This window comes from Rubritepida flocculans DSM 14296 (genome assembly GCF_000425365.1).
Taxonomy (GTDB): domain Bacteria; phylum Pseudomonadota; class Alphaproteobacteria; order Acetobacterales; family Acetobacteraceae; genus Roseococcus; species Roseococcus flocculans.
Genome location: NZ_AUDH01000011.1, coordinates 58,164 through 74,117, shown reverse-complemented (window position 1 = coordinate 74,117; position 15,954 = coordinate 58,164). Strand labels below are relative to the sequence as shown.

Sequence of the window (15,954 nt, the reverse complement as noted above, 5' to 3'; positions counted from 1 at the left end):
GACGATGCTCGGAACGCTGATCGACACGGCGCTGCGCCAGCGCCTGCTCGTGCTCGTCGCCGCGCTGGGCCTGATGGCCTGGGGCGTGCAGTCCTACCGCGCCCTGCCCATCGACGCCTTCCCCGACGTGGCGCCGACGCAGGTGCTCGTCTCTATGCGCGCGCCGGGCCTCACGCCCGAGGAGCTGGAGCGCCGCGTCACCGCGCCGGTCGAGACGGCGATGCGCGGCATCCCGAACCTCGTCTTCATGCGCTCCGTCACGCGCTTCTCGGTCACGCTGATGACCTTCGAGTTCAGCGAGGGCACGGACATCTTCTGGGCCCGCGCGCAGGTGAACGAGCGGCTGCAGCAGGTGATGGACGACCTGCCGCCGGGCGTGCAGGGCGGGCTCGCGCCCATCGTCACGCCGCTCGCGGAGATGCTCATGTTCACGCTGGAGGGCGAGAACCTCACGCCCTCCGACGCGCGCACGCTGATGGACTGGGTGGTGCGCCCCGCGCTGCGCGCCGTGCCGGGGGTGGCGGACGTCAACGTGCTGGGCGGCCAGGTGCGGACCTACGAGGTGGTGCCCGACCCCGCGGCCATGGCCGCGCGCGGCATCACCACCGCCATGCTGGAGGAGGCGCTGGAGCGCAACAACCGCAACGACGGCGCCGGCCGCATCCGCGACGGCGAGGAGGCGCTGCTGGTGCGGGCCGAAGGCCGCATCCGCACGCTCGACGACGTGCGCGCCATCGTGCTGGCGAACCGCGAGGGCCGTGTCGTGCGCGTAGGCGACGTGGCGGACGTGCGCTTCGGCGCGCTGGCCCGCAACGGCGCGGTGACGCGCGACGGCGAGGGCGAGGCGGTCTGGGGCCTGCTGCTCGGCCTGCGCGGGGCCAATGCGCGCGAGGTGGTGGAGGGCGCGCGCGCGCGCATCCCCGCCATCGAGCGGCAGCTTCCCGAGGGCGTGCGCCTCGTCGTTTTCTACGACCGCGCGGAGCTGATCGGGAAGGCGGTCTGGACGGTGCAGAAGGTGCTGCTGGAGGCCATCGCCCTCGTGGTGGTGCTGCTGCTGCTGTTCCTCGGCAATGTCCGCGCCGCGCTGGTCGTCTCGCTCAGCCTGCCGCTCGCGGTGCTGATCACCTTCGGCGTGATGGGCTGGTGGGGGCTGTCCGCCAACATCATGTCGCTCGGCGGGCTCGCCATCGCCATCGGGCTGCTGGTGGATTGCGCGGTGGTGGTGGTGGAGAACGTCGCGCACCGGTTCCACGCGCTGCACGGCGCGCGGCCGGGCCTCACCCAGCGGCTGCGCCTGACGGCCGAGGCGGCGCGCGAGGTGGCGTCGCCGCTCGCCTCGGGCGTGGTGATCATCGTCGCGGTCTTCGTGCCGCTGCTCTCGCTGCAGGGGCTGGAGGGGCGGCTGTTCGGGCCCGTGGCGCTCACCATCGCCTTCGCGCTGGTGGCCGCGCTGCTGCTGGCGCTGAGCGTGGTGCCGGTGCTCTGCGCCTTCCTCCTCCAGCCGGGCGCGGGCGGCGAGCCCTGGCTCGTGCGCCGGCTGCACGCGCTCTACGACCCTTTCCTCGAATGGGCGCTGCGGCATCCGCTGAAGGTGGGGGGCGCGGCGGGGGCGGGGCTGATCGCCGCCGGCCTCGCCTTCGCCCAGATTGGCAGCATCTTCATCCCCGTGATGGACGAGGGCACGCCCGTCGTCACCCTGCGCAAGCATCCGACCATCGGCGTGGAGGAGGCGGTGGAGACCGACATGCGCGTGGCGCGCGAGCTGATGGCGCGCGTGCCGGAGCTGCGCGGCGTGATGGCGCGCGCGGGCGCGGACGAGCTGGGGCTCGATCCCGTCGGGCTGAACGAGACGGACATGTTCTTCACCCTCGCGCCCCTCGCCGAGTGGCGGCCCGAGGCGCGGCGCGGCGGCATGCCCTTCGTGCTGGAGGCGATCCGCGAGGTGCTGGCCGGCGTGCCCGGCATCAGCTTCGCCTTCTCCCAGCCCATCGACATGCGCGTGCAGGAGATGATCATCGGCGCGCGCGGCGACGTGGTGGTGAAGATCTTCGGCCCCGAGATCCCGGAGCTGAACCGCCTCGCGCGCGAGGTGGCGGAGGCGCTGCGCGGCATCGAGGGCCACGCCGACGTCTTCGCGCTGCGCAACGAGGGCATGAAATACCTCACCGTGACGGTGGACCGCCTGGCGGCCGGGCGCGTCGGCCTCAACGCCTCGGAGGTGCAGGAGACGCTGCGCGTCTGGGTGGACGGGCGGCAGATCGGCACGGTGCTGGAGGGCGAGCGGCGCATCCCCCTGCTGCTGCGCGGCGAGGAGGCGCTGCGCCGCTCCGCCGCCGATCTCGCGCGCGTGCCCATCGCGCTGCCGCAGGGCGGCACGGTGCTGCTCTCGCAGGTGGCCGACATCCGCGAGGAGGAGGGCGCGGTGCAGGTGATCCGCGAGCAGGGCGGCCGCCTCGCCACCGTGCTCGCCAATGTGCGCGGGCGCGACACGGGCGGCTTCGTGGCCGAGGCGCAGGCGGCGGTGGCCGCGCGCGTGCGGCTGCCCCAGGGCTACGAGATCTCCTGGGGCGGGCAGTTCGAGAACCAGCAGCGCGCCATGGCGCGGCTCTCCGTCGTGGTGCCGGTGGCGCTGGGGGCGATCTTCCTGCTGCTCCACCTCACCTTCGGCAGCCTGCGGCAGGCGGCGCTGGTGTTCTGCAACGTGCCCTTCGCGCTGATCGGCGGCGTGCTGGCGCTGTGGGCCTCGGGCGAGTTCCTCTCGGTGCCGGCCTCGGTGGGCTTCCTCTGCCTCATCGGCATCGCGGTGCTGAACGGGGTGGTGCTGGTGAGCTACATCAACCGCCTCATCGCGGAGCAGGGGCTCAATCTCGCCCAGGCTGTGCGCGAGGGCGCGAAGCGGCGGCTCACGCCGGTGACGCTCACGGCCTCCATCGCCGCGCTCGCGCTCGTGCCCTTCCTGTTCGCCACGGGGCCGGGCAGCGAGATCCAGCGGCCGCTGGCCTATGTGGTGATCGGCGGCCTCGTCACCGCGACGGTGCTGACGCTGGTGCTGCTGCCCATCCTCTACGAACGCTTCGCCCTGCCGCGCGCGCGCGCCGGCGCGGCGCAGCCCCGGGCGGCGGAGTGAGGGCGATGCGTGCGATCCTGCTTCTCGCCCTCGCGCTGCTGGCCGCGCCGCCCGGCGCGGCGCTGGCGCAGCCCCACCCGCTGGCGCGGCACCTGGAGGCCGCGCTCGCCCTGGACGCCGGCTTCCGCACGCTGGAGGCGCAGCGCGAGGCCGCGGCCGCGCGCGGCGTCGCGGTGCGCACCCCCATCGCCGGCGCCCCCGCCCTCTCGGGCAGCTTCCGCGCCGACACGCGCGGCCCGCGCGAGCTGCGCGAGTGGGACGCCGAGCTGAGCGCGCCGCTCTGGCTGCCCGGACAGCGCGGCGCCCTCGCCGGCAGCGTGGAGGCCGCGGTGGCGGAGCTGGACCGCCGCCTGGCGCTGCGCCGCCTGGAGCTGGCCGGCCTTCTGCGCGAGGCCTGGTGGGAGGCGGCGGAGGCGCGCCGCGCCGCCCAGCTCGCGCGCGAGCGGCTCGCCACCGCGCGGGACATCGCGCGCGACGTGCAGCGCCGCGCCGCGCTGGGCGACATCCCGCCGAGCGAGGCGCTGCTGGCGCGCAACGAGACGCTGGCCGCCGAGCTCGCCCTGGTGCAGGCCGAGGCGGCGGCGCAGCAGGCGCTGGCCGCCTATCGCGCCCTGACCGGGGGCCTCGCGCCCGACCTGCCGGCCGAGGCGCCGCGCGCCGCCGCCGCCCACCCCGCGCTGCTGGCGGCCGAGGCGCAGCTCGCCGCCGCGGAGGCGCGCCGCCGGCTGGTGGCCGCCACCCCGCGCGACAACCCCGAGCTCGGCGTCTTCGGCCGGCAGGAGGCGGGGCTCGGCACGGCGGATTCCGCAAGCCTCGGGCTGCGCTTCCGCCTGCCGCTCGCCACCGAGGCGCGCAACGCCCCCCGCCGGGCCGAGGCCGAGAGCGAGGTGACGCGCGCCACGGCCGAACTCGCCCTCGCCCGGCGCGGGGTGGAGGCGGAGCGCGCCCGGGCCGAGGCCGCGCTGCGCGCCGCCGAGACCGCCGCCCGCCTGGCGCGGGAGCGGCTCGCGGTGGCGCGGGAGCAGGAGGCCATCGCCCTGCGCGCCTTCCGGGCCGGCGAGACCGGGGCCTTCGAGCTGTTCCGCGTGCGCCAGCTCCGGCTCGAGGCGGCGGAGGAGGAGGGGCGCGCGGCCATCGCCGCCCAGCGCGCCCGCTCGCGCCTCAACCAGGCGCGGGGGGTGCTGCCGTGAGGCGCGGGGCCGGCCCCGTTACCGGCCGAAACGCCCCGTGATGCCGCCGAAGGCCCGAAACCCCGCCCTGCCGTCTGGACAGCGGGCGCGGGGCGGCCTAGTGGCGCGCGGGTCATTCATGGTAACCCGCCGGCCATCCCGGGCGGGAGGATTCGGCCCGGGCGAAGGGCCCGCGCCAGCAGGAGAGACGTGATGAGCGAGACCGCCGACAAGGTGAAGAAGATCGTCGTGGAGCACCTCGGCGTGGAAGAAGCGAAGGTGACGCCGGAAGCCTCCTTCATTGACGACCTCGGCGCGGACAGCCTCGACACGGTCGAGCTGGTGATGGCCTTCGAGGAGGCCTTCGGCGTGGAGATCCCGGACGACGCGGCGGAGAAGATCCAGACCGTGAAGGACGCGATCGAGTTCATCGAGAAGCAGCAGGCCTCGGCCTGACGCGGCTCCACCGGGTTTTCAGCACGTGTTCGCGCCTGGCTTCGCGCCGCGCCGCGTCGTCGTCACCGGCATGGGGATCGCGAGCCCGCTCGGGCTCGGGGTCGAGCATGTCTGGAAGCGGCTGATCAACGGCGAGAGCGGCATTTCCGCCATCCAGTCCTTCGACGTGAAGGATCTGCCCGCGAAGATCGCGGGGCAGGTGCCGCACGGCAGCAAGGCGGAGCACGGCCTTGACCTCAACGAGTGGATTCCGGTCAAGGAACAGAAGAAGATGGCCCGCTTCATCCACCTCGCCTGGGTGGCGGCGGCGGAGGCCATCGAGGACAGCGGCTGGGCGCCCGAGGACGAGGAGGGCCGCCGCGCCACCGGCGTGATGATCGGCTCGGGCATCGGCGGGCTCGAGACGATCCAGGAGGCCGGGGCGCTGGTGGCCAATGGCCGCACGCGGCGCCTCTCGCCCTTCTTCATCCCCTCGGCGCTGGTGAACCTCGCCTCCGGGCAGGTCTCCATCCGCTACGGCTTCAAGGGGCCGAACCACTCGGCGGTGACGGCCTGCGCCACGGGCGTGCACGCCATCGGCGATGCGGCGCGGCTCATCGCGCTGGGCGACGCCGATGTGATGGTGGCCGGCGGGGCCGAGGCGGCGATCTGCGAGCTCGGCATCGGCGGGTTCTGCGCCGCGCGCGCCCTCTCCACCGGCTTCAACGACCGGCCCCAGGCCGCCTCCCGCCCCTGGGACCGGGACCGCGACGGCTTCGTGATGGGCGAGGGCGCGGGCGTGCTGGTGCTCGAGGAATACGAGCACGCGCGCCGGCGCGGGGCGAAGATCTACGCCGAGGTCATCGGCTACGGCATGTCGGGCGATGCGCACCACATCACCGCCCCGGCCGAGGACGGCGATGGCGGCTACCGCGCCATGAAGGCGGCGCTGCGCAGCGCCGGCCTCTCGCCGGCCGATGTGCAGTACGTGAACGCGCACGGCACCTCCACCCCCATGGGCGACGACATCGAGCTCGCCGCCGTGGAGCGCCTCTGGGGCGATGCGGCGAAGGGGCTCGCCATGTCCTCCACCAAGTCGGCCACGGGGCATCTGCTCGGCGCGGCGGGGGCGGTGGAGGGCATCTTCTCCATCCTCGCGGTGCGCGACGGGGTGGCCCCGCCCACCCTCAACCTCGAGAACCCCTCGCGCGAGAGCCCGATCGACCGCGTGGCCAAGACGGCGCAGGAGCGGCCCATCCGTGTGGCGCTCTCCAACAGCTTCGGCTTCGGCGGCACCAACGCCTCGGTGATCTTCCGGGGCGCGCCGTGAGGGCTTGAGCCGATGCGCCGGGCGCTCCGCCTGGTCGGGGCGCTGGTCCTGCTCGCGGCCGCGCTCCTCGGGGGCGCGGCCTTTTTCGTCTGGCGCGCCGTCACCGCGCCGGGCCCGCTGGCCGAGCCCGCCCAGGTGGTGATCCCGCGCGGCGGGACGGAGACCATCGCCGCCGTGCTGCGCGAGCGCGGGGTGATCCGCGACGCGCGGCTCTTCGCCCTGGCCGCCTATCTCACCCGCGGCGAGGGGCCTTTGCGCGCGGCGGAGTTCCTCTTCCCCGCCGGGGCCTCGATCCGCGAGGTGCTGGGCGTGCTGCGCGAAGGCCGGCCGGTGCTGCGCCGCCTCACCATCCCCGAGGGGCTGACCGCGCGGCAGATCGCCGCCCTGATCGAGCGCACCGAGGGGCTGACGGGCGATCTCCCGCCCTTCCCCGAGGGCGCGGTGCTGCCCGAGACCTACGCCTTCGCCTTCGGCGACACGCGCGCGTCGGTGCTGCGCCGCGCCATCGCCGCCATGGACCAGGCGCTGGCCGAGGCCTGGGCGCAGCGCGCGCCCAACCTGCCCCTCGCCTCCCCGCGCGAGGCGCTGATCCTCGCCTCCATCATCGAGCGCGAGACGGGGGTGGCGGCGGAACGCGGGCTGGTGGCCGGCGTCTTCGTCAACCGGCTGCGCCGGAACATGCCGCTGCAGTCGGACCCCACCGTGGCCTATGCGGTGGGCCAGGGGATGCCGCTGGACCGGCCGCTGACGCGCGCCGATCTGGAGCGGGACCATCCCTTCAACACCTACCGCAACCGCGGCCTGCCGCCGGGCCCCATCGCCTCGCCGGGGCGGGAGGCGCTGCGCGCGGCGGTGCGCCCGGAGGCGACGGATTTCCTCTATTTCGTGGCCGACGGCACGGGCGGCCACGCCTTCGCCCGCACGCTGGAGGAGCACAACCGCAACGTGGCGCGCTGGCGGGCGCTGACGCGATAGGGGGGATCACCCCTCCTTCTCCGGCCTCCCGCGCCGCATCCGCCCGCGCGAGAGCTCGGCCACCACGCCGTGCAGGGTGCGCAGCTCCTGCTCCGTCACCTCGCCGCGGGTGAACCAGTGGCGCAGGTTGCGCACCATGCCGGGCCGCTTCGCCTCGTTGCGCAGGAAGCCGCAGGCGTCGAGCTCGGCCAGCAGGTGGCCCATGAAGTTCTCCAGCTCCTCGCGCGTCGCCACGCGGGTCTTGTGCGTCTGCAGCACGCGCGGCGGCGTCGCGTCGGCGCTGGTCCACCACTCATAAGCCATCACCATCACGGCCTGGGCGAGGTTGAGCGAGGAGAAGGCCGGGTTCAGCGGGTAGCGCACCAGCGCATCGGCGCGCGCGAGATCCTCCGCCTCCAGCCCGGCACGCTCGGGGCCGAAGAGCAGGGCGCAGCGCAGGCCGCGCGCCGTCGCGTCGCGCAGCTCCGCCGCCGCGCCGCGCGCCGTCAGCACCGGCGTGATGACGTGGCGCGGGCGCGGGCAGGTGCCCAGTACGCGCTGGCAGTCGGCGATGGCCTCGTCCAGGCTGGCATGCAGCGTGGCGGCGTCGAGGATGCGGTCCGCCCCGCTCGCCGCCGCCCAGGCGCGGGGCTGGGGCCAGCCGTCGCGCGGCGCGACGAGGCGCAGGTGGAACAGCCCGCCATTGGCCATGGCGCGCGCCGCCGCACCGATGTTGTCGGCGAGCTGCGGGCGCACGAGCACCACGATGGGCGTCTCGCCGGGCGGCGGGACGAGCGGTGCGGCGCCCTCTTCCCTCACCGTCCCGGCCTCATCGTGGCGGCAGGCGCTGGAGCATGGCGCGCATCTGCGCGATCTCCCGCTCCTGCTCGCGGATGATCGCTTCGGCCAGCGCGCGCACCTCGGGGTCGCGCCCATGGCGCAGCACGATGCGCGCCATCTCGATCGCGCCTTCATGGTGCGGGATCATGCCGGCCAGGAAGTCGCGGTCGGCGTTGCCGGTGAAGCGGATGTCCATGGCGCGGTGCATCCGGGCATTGGCCTCGCGGAACTCGCGCGTGCTGGCGGGCTCGTTCGCGGCGCCCCGCGCGCCATGGCCGCCATGCCCGCCATGCGGCGACTGGGCGAGGGCGGGCCCCGCGGCAGCGGTGGCGGCGGCGAGAAGGGCGGTGCGGCGGTTCATGGCGTCTCTCCCTGGCGCTGGATCAGGCCGCCGCGAAGTCTGGGCATTGCCGCCATGGGAGGGTCAAGCGCGCCGCCAGGTGGTGCCGGAGGGCCCGTCCTCCAGCAGGATGCCCTGGGCCTTCAGCGCGTCGCGGATGCGGTCGGCCTCGGCCCAGTTGCGCGCCTTGCGGGCGGCGAGGCGCGCGGCGATGGCGGCCTCCACTGCCGCCGCGTCCACCCCACCCTGCCGCCAGGCGAGCGGATCCTGCGCGAGCAGGCCGAGCACGCCCGCCGCCTCGCGCAGCGCCGCGCGCGCCTCGCCAGGGGCGGGCGTCCAGGGCCGGGGGGTGCGCGCATGCACCGCCGCCGCCGAGCCGCCCACGCCGGCCACGTTCTCCAGCGTGCGCAAATCCCGCAGCCGCGCGAGCGCGAGCGGCGTGTTGAGGTCATCGGCGAGCGGGGCGAGCACCCAGTCCACCATTTCGCGCGGGGCCTCGGCCTCCGGGGCGGGGCGCGCGAGCATGGCGTAGTGGTCGTCCAGCTCGGCCTTCGCCTCGCCGAGCGCGGCGTCGCTGTAGTCGAGCGCGGCGCGGTAATGCGTGCGCAGCAGCAGCAGGCGGAAGGCCTCGCCCGCCCAGGGGCCCTTGGCCAGGATGTCCTGCACGGTGAGGAAGTTGCCGAGCGACTTCGACATCTTCTCGCCGTTCACCAGCAGCATGCCGTTGTGCAGCCAGGTGTGCGCCATGAAGCGCGTGCCGAAGGCGCAGCGGCTCTGCGCCACCTCGTTCTCGTGGTGCGGGAAGAGCAGGTCATGCCCGCCGCCATGGATGTCGAAGCACTCGCCCAGATGCGTCCAGGACATGGCGCTGCACTCGATGTGCCAGCCGGGCCGGCCGCGGCCCCAGGGGCTGTCCCAGCCCGGCGTGTCGGCGTCGCTCGGCTTCCACAGCACGAAGTCGCCGGGGTTTTCCTTGTAGGCGGCGACCTCGACGCGCGCCCCGGCCAGCAGCTCCTCCGGGCTGCGGCCGGAGAGCGCGCCGTAATCGGAGAAGGACGCCACGCGGAACAGCACATGGCCCTCGGCCGCATAGGCGTGGCCGCGCGCGATGAGCTTCTCGATCAGCGCGATCATCTGCGGGATGTGGCCGGTGGCGGTGGGCTCCACATCGGGCGGGAGGCAGTTCAGCGCCGCCATGTCGCGGTGGAAATCCGCCGTGGTGCGCGCGGTGATGGCGGAGATGGGCTCGCCCGTCTCTCTCGCGCGCGCGTTGATCTTGTCGTCCACGTCGGTGATGTTGCGCACATAGGTCACGCGCGGGTAGAGGCGGCGCAGCAGCCGCGCCAGCACGTCGAACACCACCACCGGGCGCGCATTGCCCAGATGCGCGAGGTCATAGACCGTCGGGCCGCAGACATACATCCGCACATGGGCGGGATCGAGCGGCGCGAAATCCTCCTCGCGGCGCGTCAGCGAGTTGTGGAAGCGGAGTGTGGTCATCGGGGCCGGTCCGTCAGGCCAGGGGCGGGGGGGCGCGCGGGGCGCGCGGCGGCGTCAGCGGCGGCGACAGGCGGGGCGTTCGGCCATGCGCGGGTGATGCGCCCGGGCGGGCCGGCGCGTCAAGCGGCGATGGCCTGATCGAGCCGCGCCAGCGCCCGCGCGCGGCCGATGAGCGGCAGCAGCGCCTTGAGGTCCGGCCCCTGCTCCTCGCCGGTCAGGGCGAGGCGCAGCGGCAGGAACAGCGCCTTGCCCTTGCGGCCGGTGGCGGCCTTCAGCGCCTCGGTCCAGGCGGGCCAGGTGGCGGCGTCGAAGGGCTCGGGCGGCAGGGCCTCGCGCGCGGCGCGCAGGAACTCCCGCGCCTCGGGCTGCGGCACGGGGGCGATGTGGCCCTGCACCACCTCCCACCAGTGGCGCGCCTCGGGCAGCGTGTCGAGATTGCCGCGCACCGCCTCCCAGAACTCGGGCCCCGCGCCCTCGGGCAGGCGGGGGCGCGCGGCCTCGAAGGGCATGGCGTGCAGCAGCCGGCGGTTGAGCGCGAGCATCTGTCGCGGATCGAAGCGCGGCGAGGCGTGCGAGACGGCCGAGAGCTCGAACCCCTCCACCAGCGCCCGCGGCGCGGCCGGGTAGGGATCGCGCGAGGTGCCGAGCCCCGCGAGATAGCCGGTGATGGCCGCGGGCTCGATGCCGTCGCGCCGCAGCTGCCGCAGCGAGAGCGAGCCGATGCGCTTGGACAGCGGCCCGCCATCCGCATCCGTCAGCAGCGGCAGATGCGCGAAGCGGATGGCCCCCTCCGCCCCGCCCAGCGCGGCCAGGATGTCGAGCTGGATGCCCGTGTTGGTCACGTGGTCCTCGCCGCGCACCACATGGGTGACGCCCATCTCGAGGTCGTCCACCACGCTGGTGAAGGTGTAGAGGAAGCTGCCATCGGCGCGGATCAGCACGGGGTCCGACAGGGCGGGCAGCTTCACCGCGCGGCGGCCCAGCACGCCGTCCTCCCACTCCACCGTCCGGCCGGAGAGCTTGAAGCGCCAGTAGGGCGTCTTGCCGTTGGCGCGCGCGCGCTCGAGCTGCTCGGCCGTCATGCGCAGCGCGGCGCGGTCGTAGATGGGCGGGCGGCCCTGGCGGCGCGCCTGCTCGCGCTTGAAGGCCAGCTCCTCCTCGCTCTCCAGGCAGGGGTAGAGGTGGCCGCCCGCCTTCAGCTTCTCGGCCGCGGCGGCGTAGAGGGCGAGGCGGTCGCTCTGGCGCAGCATCCCGTCCCAGTCGAGGCCGAGCCAGCGCAGATCCTCCTCGATGGCCTGGGCGTATTCGGGGCGGGAGCGCTGGGTGTCCGTGTCGTCCAGGCGCAGCCACATCTCGCCGCCGTGCCGGCGCGCCATCAGCCAGTTGGCGAGCGCGATGCGCGCGTTGCCGACATGGAGATGCCCGGTGGGCGAGGGCGCGAAGCGGAGCTTCATGCCCCCTCCTCGTCCTCGTCCTCGTCCTCGTTCGCGTCGTTGCGCGGATCGAGCACGCGCCAGTTGCGCTCCTCCGCATCGCGGCAGCGCGTGGCGAGGAAGGCGGCGAGTTCGCTCGCGCTGGTCCAGGCGCCTTCGGCCGCGCCCTGCACCACCGCGTCCTCGCCGAAGGCGAACCAGGCGTCGCGGAGCTGCTCCGCCGTCATGCCCGGGGCGCGGCAGAGCTCGATGGAGTCGCGCACGCGCCGGCGCGCGAAGGCGTTGGCGTGGGCGAGCGAGGTGAAGCCGCGCACCACCTCGATGGGTTCCGCGCCGTTCGCGCCGGAGAGGTCGCGGATGGCGACCGAGACGCCCTCGGCCCCGCCCAGGATGTCGCGCCCCTCGATGCTCACGCGATCAGCCCCGTGAAGCCGTTGGTGATGGGGTAGCGCCGGTCGCGCCCGAAGGCGCGGCGGCCGATCTTCACGCCCGGCGGGGCCTGGCGGCGCTTGTATTCCGCGCGGTCGAGCATGCGCCAGACGCGCAGCACCAGCGCGCGCTCATGCCCGCGCGCCACCAGCTCCTCGACCGAGAGCTCCTCCTCGACGAGGCCCTGCAGGATCGCGTCCAGCACATCATAGGGCGGCAGCGTGTCCTGGTCCTTCTGGCCGGGCTTGAGCTCGGCGCTGGGCGGCTTGGTGATCACGCGCTCGGGCATCACGGGGCCTGCGGGGCCGCGCGCGTCCGGCGGCACATGCGCGTTGCGCCAGCGGCTGACGGCGAAGACATCGGTCTTGTACACGTCCTTCAGCACGGAATAGCCGCCGCACATGTCGCCGTAGATGGTGGCGTAGCCGGTGCTCATCTCGCTCTTGTTGCCGGTGGTCAGCAGCATCTCGCCGAACTTGTTGCTGAGCGCCATCAGCGTCACGCCGCGGATGCGCGACTGGATGTTCTCCTCCGTGATGTCGGGCGGGCGGTTGCCGAAGAGCGGCGCGAGCATGCCGTGGAAGGCCTCCATCGCCGGGCCGATGGGCACCGTGTCGTAGCGGATGCCGAGCAGCCGCGCGCAGGCGGCCGCGTCCTCCAGGCTCTCGGCGCTGGTGTAGGGCGAGGGCAGCATCACCGCGCGCACGCGCTCCGGCCCCAGCGCATCGGCGGCGACGGCGGCGGAGAGGGCGGAATCGATCCCGCCCGAGAGGCCGAGCACGATGCCCGGAAAGCCGTTCTTCTCCACATAGTCGCGCAGGCCGAGCATCATCGCCGCGTAGATCTGCGCCTCATGGCCGAGCGGCTGCGCCAGCGGCTGCGGCGCGCAGCGCCACTCCCCGGCCTCCCGCGTCCAGTCCGTCACGGCGAGCGTCTCGGCGAAGGAGGGCAGGCGCAGCGCCAGCGCGCGGTCGGCGTTGAGCACGAAGGAGGCGCCGTCGAACACCAGCTCGTCCTGCCCGCCGATCTGGTTCAGGAAGACGAAGGGCAGCCCCGTCTCCACCACCCGCGCCACGGCGAGGTCGATGCGGCGCTCGCCCTTGTCCAGCTCGAAGGGCGAGCCGTTGATGGCGATGAGCAGCTCCGCCCCGCTCTCCACCAGCGTCTCGCAGACGGCGGGGAACCACCAGTCCTCGCAGATCATCAGGCCGAGGCGCACGCCGCGGAACGCCACGGGGCCCGGCGCGGGGCCCGCGTCGAAGACGCGCTTGTCGTCGAAGACGCCGTAGTTCGGCAGCTCGTGCTTCGCACGGCGCGCGACGATGCGCCCGCCATCGAGCAGGAAGGCGGCGTTGTAGAGCTTCTCGCCCTCCTTCCATGGGCCGCCGACGATGACGCCCGGGCCGCCATCGGCCGTCTCGGCGGCGAGCGCCTCGATCTCGGCCTCGCACATGGCGCGGAAGGCGGGCTTGAGCACGAGATCCTCGGGCGGGTAGCCGGCGATGGAGAACTCGGGCGTCACCAGCAGATCCGCGCCCCGGGCGGCGGCCTCGGCGCGCAGCGCGCGGATCTTCGCGGCGTTGGCGCGCAGCGCGCCCTCATGCGGGTTCATCTGCGCGAGCGCGATGCGGAGGCGGTCGGTCATGGGCAGCACCTAGGCAGCGCGGGGCGGCCGGTCAACGCGGGCGCGGCCCCGTAGCGGCAGCCGCTTGCGTTGGCCGCCGAGGCTGCAGCGCGGCCGCCGGCATGGCATCGTTCCGGCACGCCGCCGCCCGCCAAGCCGGCTTGCGCGATGCGGCGGGCCATTGGCCCGGCCGCATCACCCGCCATTCCCGCCGCGGCGCTGGCCGTTCCTGCGCAGCAGGAACTCGCGCCCGACCTTCACGCGCGGCACGCCGTCGTACTCCACGATGTCGGCGGTGGCGTAGGTCTCGCTCCAGATCTCGGGGATGAAGCTGCCCGTGCCCACCACGTCCAGCGGCGCGCGCGCCTCGGCCATCACGCGGCATTTCTGCACGTTGAAGCCGGAGGAGGCGACGATGCGCACCTTCGGGAAGCCGGCCTCGTCCAGCGCCTCGCGCATGCGCCACACCGCGGCGGCCGAAACGCCGGTGCCCACCAGATGGCGCAGCTCCGTCTCGCTGCGGTAGCGGCGGATGGCGCCGGGGGCGTGGCGCTCGAGCACCGCGTAGCTCTCCGCCGGGTCGAGCCCCTCGAGGAAGCGCCCGCCATGGGTGTCGAGCCGCACGGCGAGCCGCCCCGCCGCCGCCATCTCGGGGAAGCGGCGGCAGACGGCGAGGCTGTCGGTCACCTCCTGGCCGAAATAGTCCACGAGAACGGTCATGTCCTCGTCCGGGAAGGTCTCGTGGAACATCTCGGCCGCGCGCACCGTGCCGCCGGCGTAGCCGATCAGCGCGTGCGGCATGGTGCCGCGGCCGCGCGCCTCGCCGAACCAGTGGGCGGTGGCGTCGTTTGCGTTGCCGATGAAGCCGCGCGCCCCCTCGCGCCGCGCCGCCGCGCTGCCCACCGAGGCGGCATAGGCCATCATCTCCTGCATCTCATGGCCCGCGCAGTGCCGCGCCTCCATGGCGAGGAAGGCGGTCTGCGGCAGCTCGAGGCACATCTGATAGGCGTTGTGCGCGGCCACGCAGGCGGGCCCGAGCTTCTGCAGGTAGAGCGTCTCCAGATCCGCGAGCGCGGCGAAGGAGCCGGTGATGTAGAGCAGCGGATCGCCCGCGCCGACCCATTCGCCCTCGGCGTATTTCAGGTCGAGCTCGAAGGGCGTGCCGCGCGCGCGGGAGACGCCCTGCAGGAACTCGAGCGCGAGGCGCGGGGCGCAGACCACGGGGCGGCGCAGGAACACCGCGTAGGTGACGCGCGCATCGCCGAACTTCTCCACGATCCGGCGCGTGCGGTTGAAGTAGCTGTCCGTCCGCGCCGCGATCTCCGCCTCGCCCATCGCGCTACTGCGCCGCCCGCGCGGGCAGGCGCTCGGGCCGGGCGCGATTGGCCTTCAGCTCCTCGGCGATGAGGAAGGCGAGCTCCAGCGACTGTTCGGCGTTCAGCCGCGGGTCGCAGAAGGTGGCGTAGTTGGAGGCGAGATCGGCCGCCGTGAGCCTCTGCGCGCCGCCCACGCATTCCGTCACGTCGCGCCCCGTCATCTCCACATGCACGCCGCCGGCGACCGCGCCCTCGGCCGCCATGGCGTCGAAGAAGCGGCGCACCTCCTCCAGGATCGCCTCGAAGCTGCGCGTCTTGAAGCCGTTCTGGGTGGTGGTGTTCCCGTGCATCGGATCGCACAGCCACACCACCTCGCGCCCGGCCGCCCGCACCGCGCGCACCAGCGGCGGCAGCTTGGCCTCCACCTTCTCCGCGCCCATGCGGGAGATGAGGGTGAGGCGGCCCGGCTCGTTGCGCGGGTTGAGGATTTCCGTCAGCCGCACCAGCTCGGCCGGGTCCATGGAGGGGCCGACCTTCATGCCGATGGGGTTCGCCACGCCGCGCAGGAACTCCACATGCGCGCCGTCGGGCTGCCGCGTGCGGTCGCCGATCCAGAGGAAATGCGCCGAGCACGCATAGGTGCGGCCCAGATGCGTGCTGCTCTCGCGCGTCAGCGCCTGCTCGTAGGGCAGCAGCAGGGATTCATGGCTGGTGTAGAAGGCCGTCTCGCGGATTTGCGGCGCGTTGTCGCTGTTCATGCCGCAGGCGGCCATGAAGGAGAGCGTCTCGTCGATGCGCGAGGCGAGGCCCTCGTAGCGGTCCGCGAGCGGGCTGCGCGCCACGAAGTCGAGGTTCCAGCGGTGCACCTGGTGCAGGTCGGCGAAGCCGCCGGTGGCGAAGGCGCGCAGCAGGTTCAGCGTGGCGGCGGATTGCAGATAGGCGAACTCCATCCGCCGCGGATCGGGCACGCGGGCCTCGGGCGTGAACTCGGCGCCGTTGATGATGTCGCCGCGATAGGAGGGCAGCGTCGTCCCCTCCCGCGTCTCGACGTCGGAGGAGCGGGGCTTCGCGAACTGCCCCGCCATGCGGCCGAGCTTCACCACCGGCATGCCGGCGCCGAAGGTCAGCACCACGGCCATCTGCAGCAGCACCTTGAAGGTGTCGCGGATGGTGTTGGCGTTGAAGTCGGCGAAGCTCTCGGCGCAGTCGCCGCCCTGCAGCACGAAGGCCTGGCCGCGGCCGGCCTCGGCCAGCGCGGCCTTGAGCCGCTCGCACTCGCCCGCGAAGACCAGCGGCGGAAAGGTCGCGACCTTGGCTTCCATCGCCGCCAGCGCGGCCGGATCGGGGTATTCGGGCACCTGCCGGATGGGCATCTGCCGCCAGGAATCGGGGCGCCAGTCGCGCGCCATGGTCGCTGCTCCAGTGAAACGAACGCGGCGAGATTAAGGCAGGGCGCG

The 15,954-nt window shown here is 73.9% G+C and carries 13 protein-coding genes; 5 read left to right on the top strand and 8 right to left on the bottom strand.

What is annotated here, in order from left to right; genetic code table 11:
• Nucleotides 1-4 precede the first annotated feature (4 nt).
• From H596_RS0111335 to mltG, 5 genes are all read left to right on the top strand, one after another.
• Nucleotides 5-3,127 carry an efflux RND transporter permease subunit gene (locus tag H596_RS0111335; RefSeq protein ID WP_027284994.1) on the top strand — a complete coding sequence of 1,041 codons (3,123 nt, stop codon included), beginning with the start codon at nucleotides 5-7 and terminating at the stop codon, nucleotides 3,125-3,127.
• A 5-nt stretch (nucleotides 3,128-3,132) separates the two neighbouring features.
• Nucleotides 3,133-4,317 carry a TolC family protein gene (locus tag H596_RS21185; RefSeq protein WP_051212834.1) on the top strand — a complete coding sequence of 395 codons (1,185 nt, stop codon included), beginning with the start codon at nucleotides 3,133-3,135 and terminating at the stop codon, nucleotides 4,315-4,317.
• 192 nt (nucleotides 4,318-4,509) lie between these two features.
• Nucleotides 4,510-4,752, top strand: a complete 243-nt coding sequence (locus H596_RS0111325; protein WP_027284993.1) for an acyl carrier protein — start codon at nucleotides 4,510-4,512, stop codon at nucleotides 4,750-4,752.
• A gap of 25 nt (nucleotides 4,753-4,777) precedes the next feature.
• Nucleotides 4,778-6,061: a beta-ketoacyl-ACP synthase II gene (fabF, locus tag H596_RS0111320; RefSeq protein ID WP_027284992.1), complete on the top strand. Its 1,284-nt coding sequence runs from the start codon at nucleotides 4,778-4,780 to the stop codon at nucleotides 6,059-6,061.
• Between the two features lie 12 nt (nucleotides 6,062-6,073).
• The gene (gene mltG / locus H596_RS0111315; RefSeq protein WP_027284991.1) at nucleotides 6,074-7,036 is read left to right on the top strand and encodes an endolytic transglycosylase MltG; all 963 of its coding nucleotides are present in this window, start codon (nucleotides 6,074-6,076) and stop codon (nucleotides 7,034-7,036) included.
• Nucleotides 7,037-7,042: 6 nt separating this feature from the next.
• On the opposite strand, the gene H596_RS0111310 is transcribed toward mltG, so the two are convergent.
• From H596_RS0111310 to H596_RS0111275, 8 genes are all read right to left on the bottom strand, one after another.
• The gene (locus H596_RS0111310) at nucleotides 7,043-7,834 is read right to left on the bottom strand and encodes an RNA methyltransferase (protein WP_027284990.1); all 792 of its coding nucleotides are present in this window, start codon (nucleotides 7,832-7,834) and stop codon (nucleotides 7,043-7,045) included.
• A gap of 10 nt (nucleotides 7,835-7,844) precedes the next feature.
• A complete protein-coding gene (gene copM / locus H596_RS0111305; RefSeq protein ID WP_027284989.1) occupies nucleotides 7,845-8,216 on the bottom strand; it encodes a CopM family metallochaperone in 372 nt (123 codons plus the stop codon).
• A 63-nt stretch (nucleotides 8,217-8,279) separates the two neighbouring features.
• Nucleotides 8,280-9,695, bottom strand: coding sequence for a cysteine--tRNA ligase (gene cysS, locus H596_RS0111300; protein ID WP_027284988.1), 1,416 nt, complete (start codon nucleotides 9,693-9,695; stop codon nucleotides 8,280-8,282).
• Nucleotides 9,696-9,814: 119 nt separating this feature from the next.
• Nucleotides 9,815-11,149, bottom strand: a complete 1,335-nt coding sequence (locus H596_RS0111295) for a glutamate--tRNA ligase (protein ID WP_027284987.1) — start codon at nucleotides 11,147-11,149, stop codon at nucleotides 9,815-9,817.
• The gene (locus H596_RS0111290) at nucleotides 11,146-11,541 is read right to left on the bottom strand and encodes a hypothetical protein (RefSeq protein ID WP_245583996.1); all 396 of its coding nucleotides are present in this window, start codon (nucleotides 11,539-11,541) and stop codon (nucleotides 11,146-11,148) included. Before H596_RS0111290 ends, H596_RS0111295 begins: the two co-directional genes overlap by 4 nt.
• Nucleotides 11,538-13,202 carry an NAD+ synthase gene (locus tag H596_RS0111285; protein WP_027284985.1) on the bottom strand — a complete coding sequence of 555 codons (1,665 nt, stop codon included), beginning with the start codon at nucleotides 13,200-13,202 and terminating at the stop codon, nucleotides 11,538-11,540. Before H596_RS0111285 ends, H596_RS0111290 begins: the two co-directional genes overlap by 4 nt.
• Nucleotides 13,203-13,376: 174 nt before the next feature.
• Nucleotides 13,377-14,516, bottom strand: a complete 1,140-nt coding sequence (locus tag H596_RS0111280) for a beta/alpha barrel domain-containing protein (protein WP_037301023.1) — start codon at nucleotides 14,514-14,516, stop codon at nucleotides 13,377-13,379.
• 4 nt (nucleotides 14,517-14,520) lie between these two features.
• Nucleotides 14,521-15,906, bottom strand: a complete 1,386-nt coding sequence (locus H596_RS0111275; protein ID WP_027284983.1) for a class II 3-deoxy-7-phosphoheptulonate synthase — start codon at nucleotides 15,904-15,906, stop codon at nucleotides 14,521-14,523.
• Nucleotides 15,907-15,954 lie beyond the last annotated feature (48 nt).

Coding starts and splice junctions, on each gene's coding strand:
- H596_RS0111335 (WP_027284994.1), top strand. CDS start 5: ATGCTCGGAACGCTGATCGACACGGCGCTGCGCCAGCGCCTGCTCGTG.
- H596_RS21185 (WP_051212834.1), top strand. CDS start 3,133: ATGCGTGCGATCCTGCTTCTCGCCCTCGCGCTGCTGGCCGCGCCGCCC.
- H596_RS0111325 (WP_027284993.1), top strand. CDS start 4,510: ATGAGCGAGACCGCCGACAAGGTGAAGAAGATCGTCGTGGAGCACCTC.
- mltG (WP_027284991.1), top strand. CDS start 6,074: ATGCGCCGGGCGCTCCGCCTGGTCGGGGCGCTGGTCCTGCTCGCGGCC.
- copM (WP_027284989.1), bottom strand. CDS start 8,216: ATGAACCGCCGCACCGCCCTTCTCGCCGCCGCCACCGCTGCCGCGGGG.
- cysS (WP_027284988.1), bottom strand. CDS start 9,695: ATGACCACACTCCGCTTCCACAACTCGCTGACGCGCCGCGAGGAGGAT.
- H596_RS0111295 (WP_027284987.1), bottom strand. CDS start 11,149: ATGAAGCTCCGCTTCGCGCCCTCGCCCACCGGGCATCTCCATGTCGGC.
- H596_RS0111285 (WP_027284985.1), bottom strand. CDS start 13,202: ATGACCGACCGCCTCCGCATCGCGCTCGCGCAGATGAACCCGCATGAG.
- H596_RS0111280 (WP_037301023.1), bottom strand. CDS start 14,516: ATGGGCGAGGCGGAGATCGCGGCGCGGACGGACAGCTACTTCAACCGC.
- H596_RS0111275 (WP_027284983.1), bottom strand. CDS start 15,906: ATGGCGCGCGACTGGCGCCCCGATTCCTGGCGGCAGATGCCCATCCGG.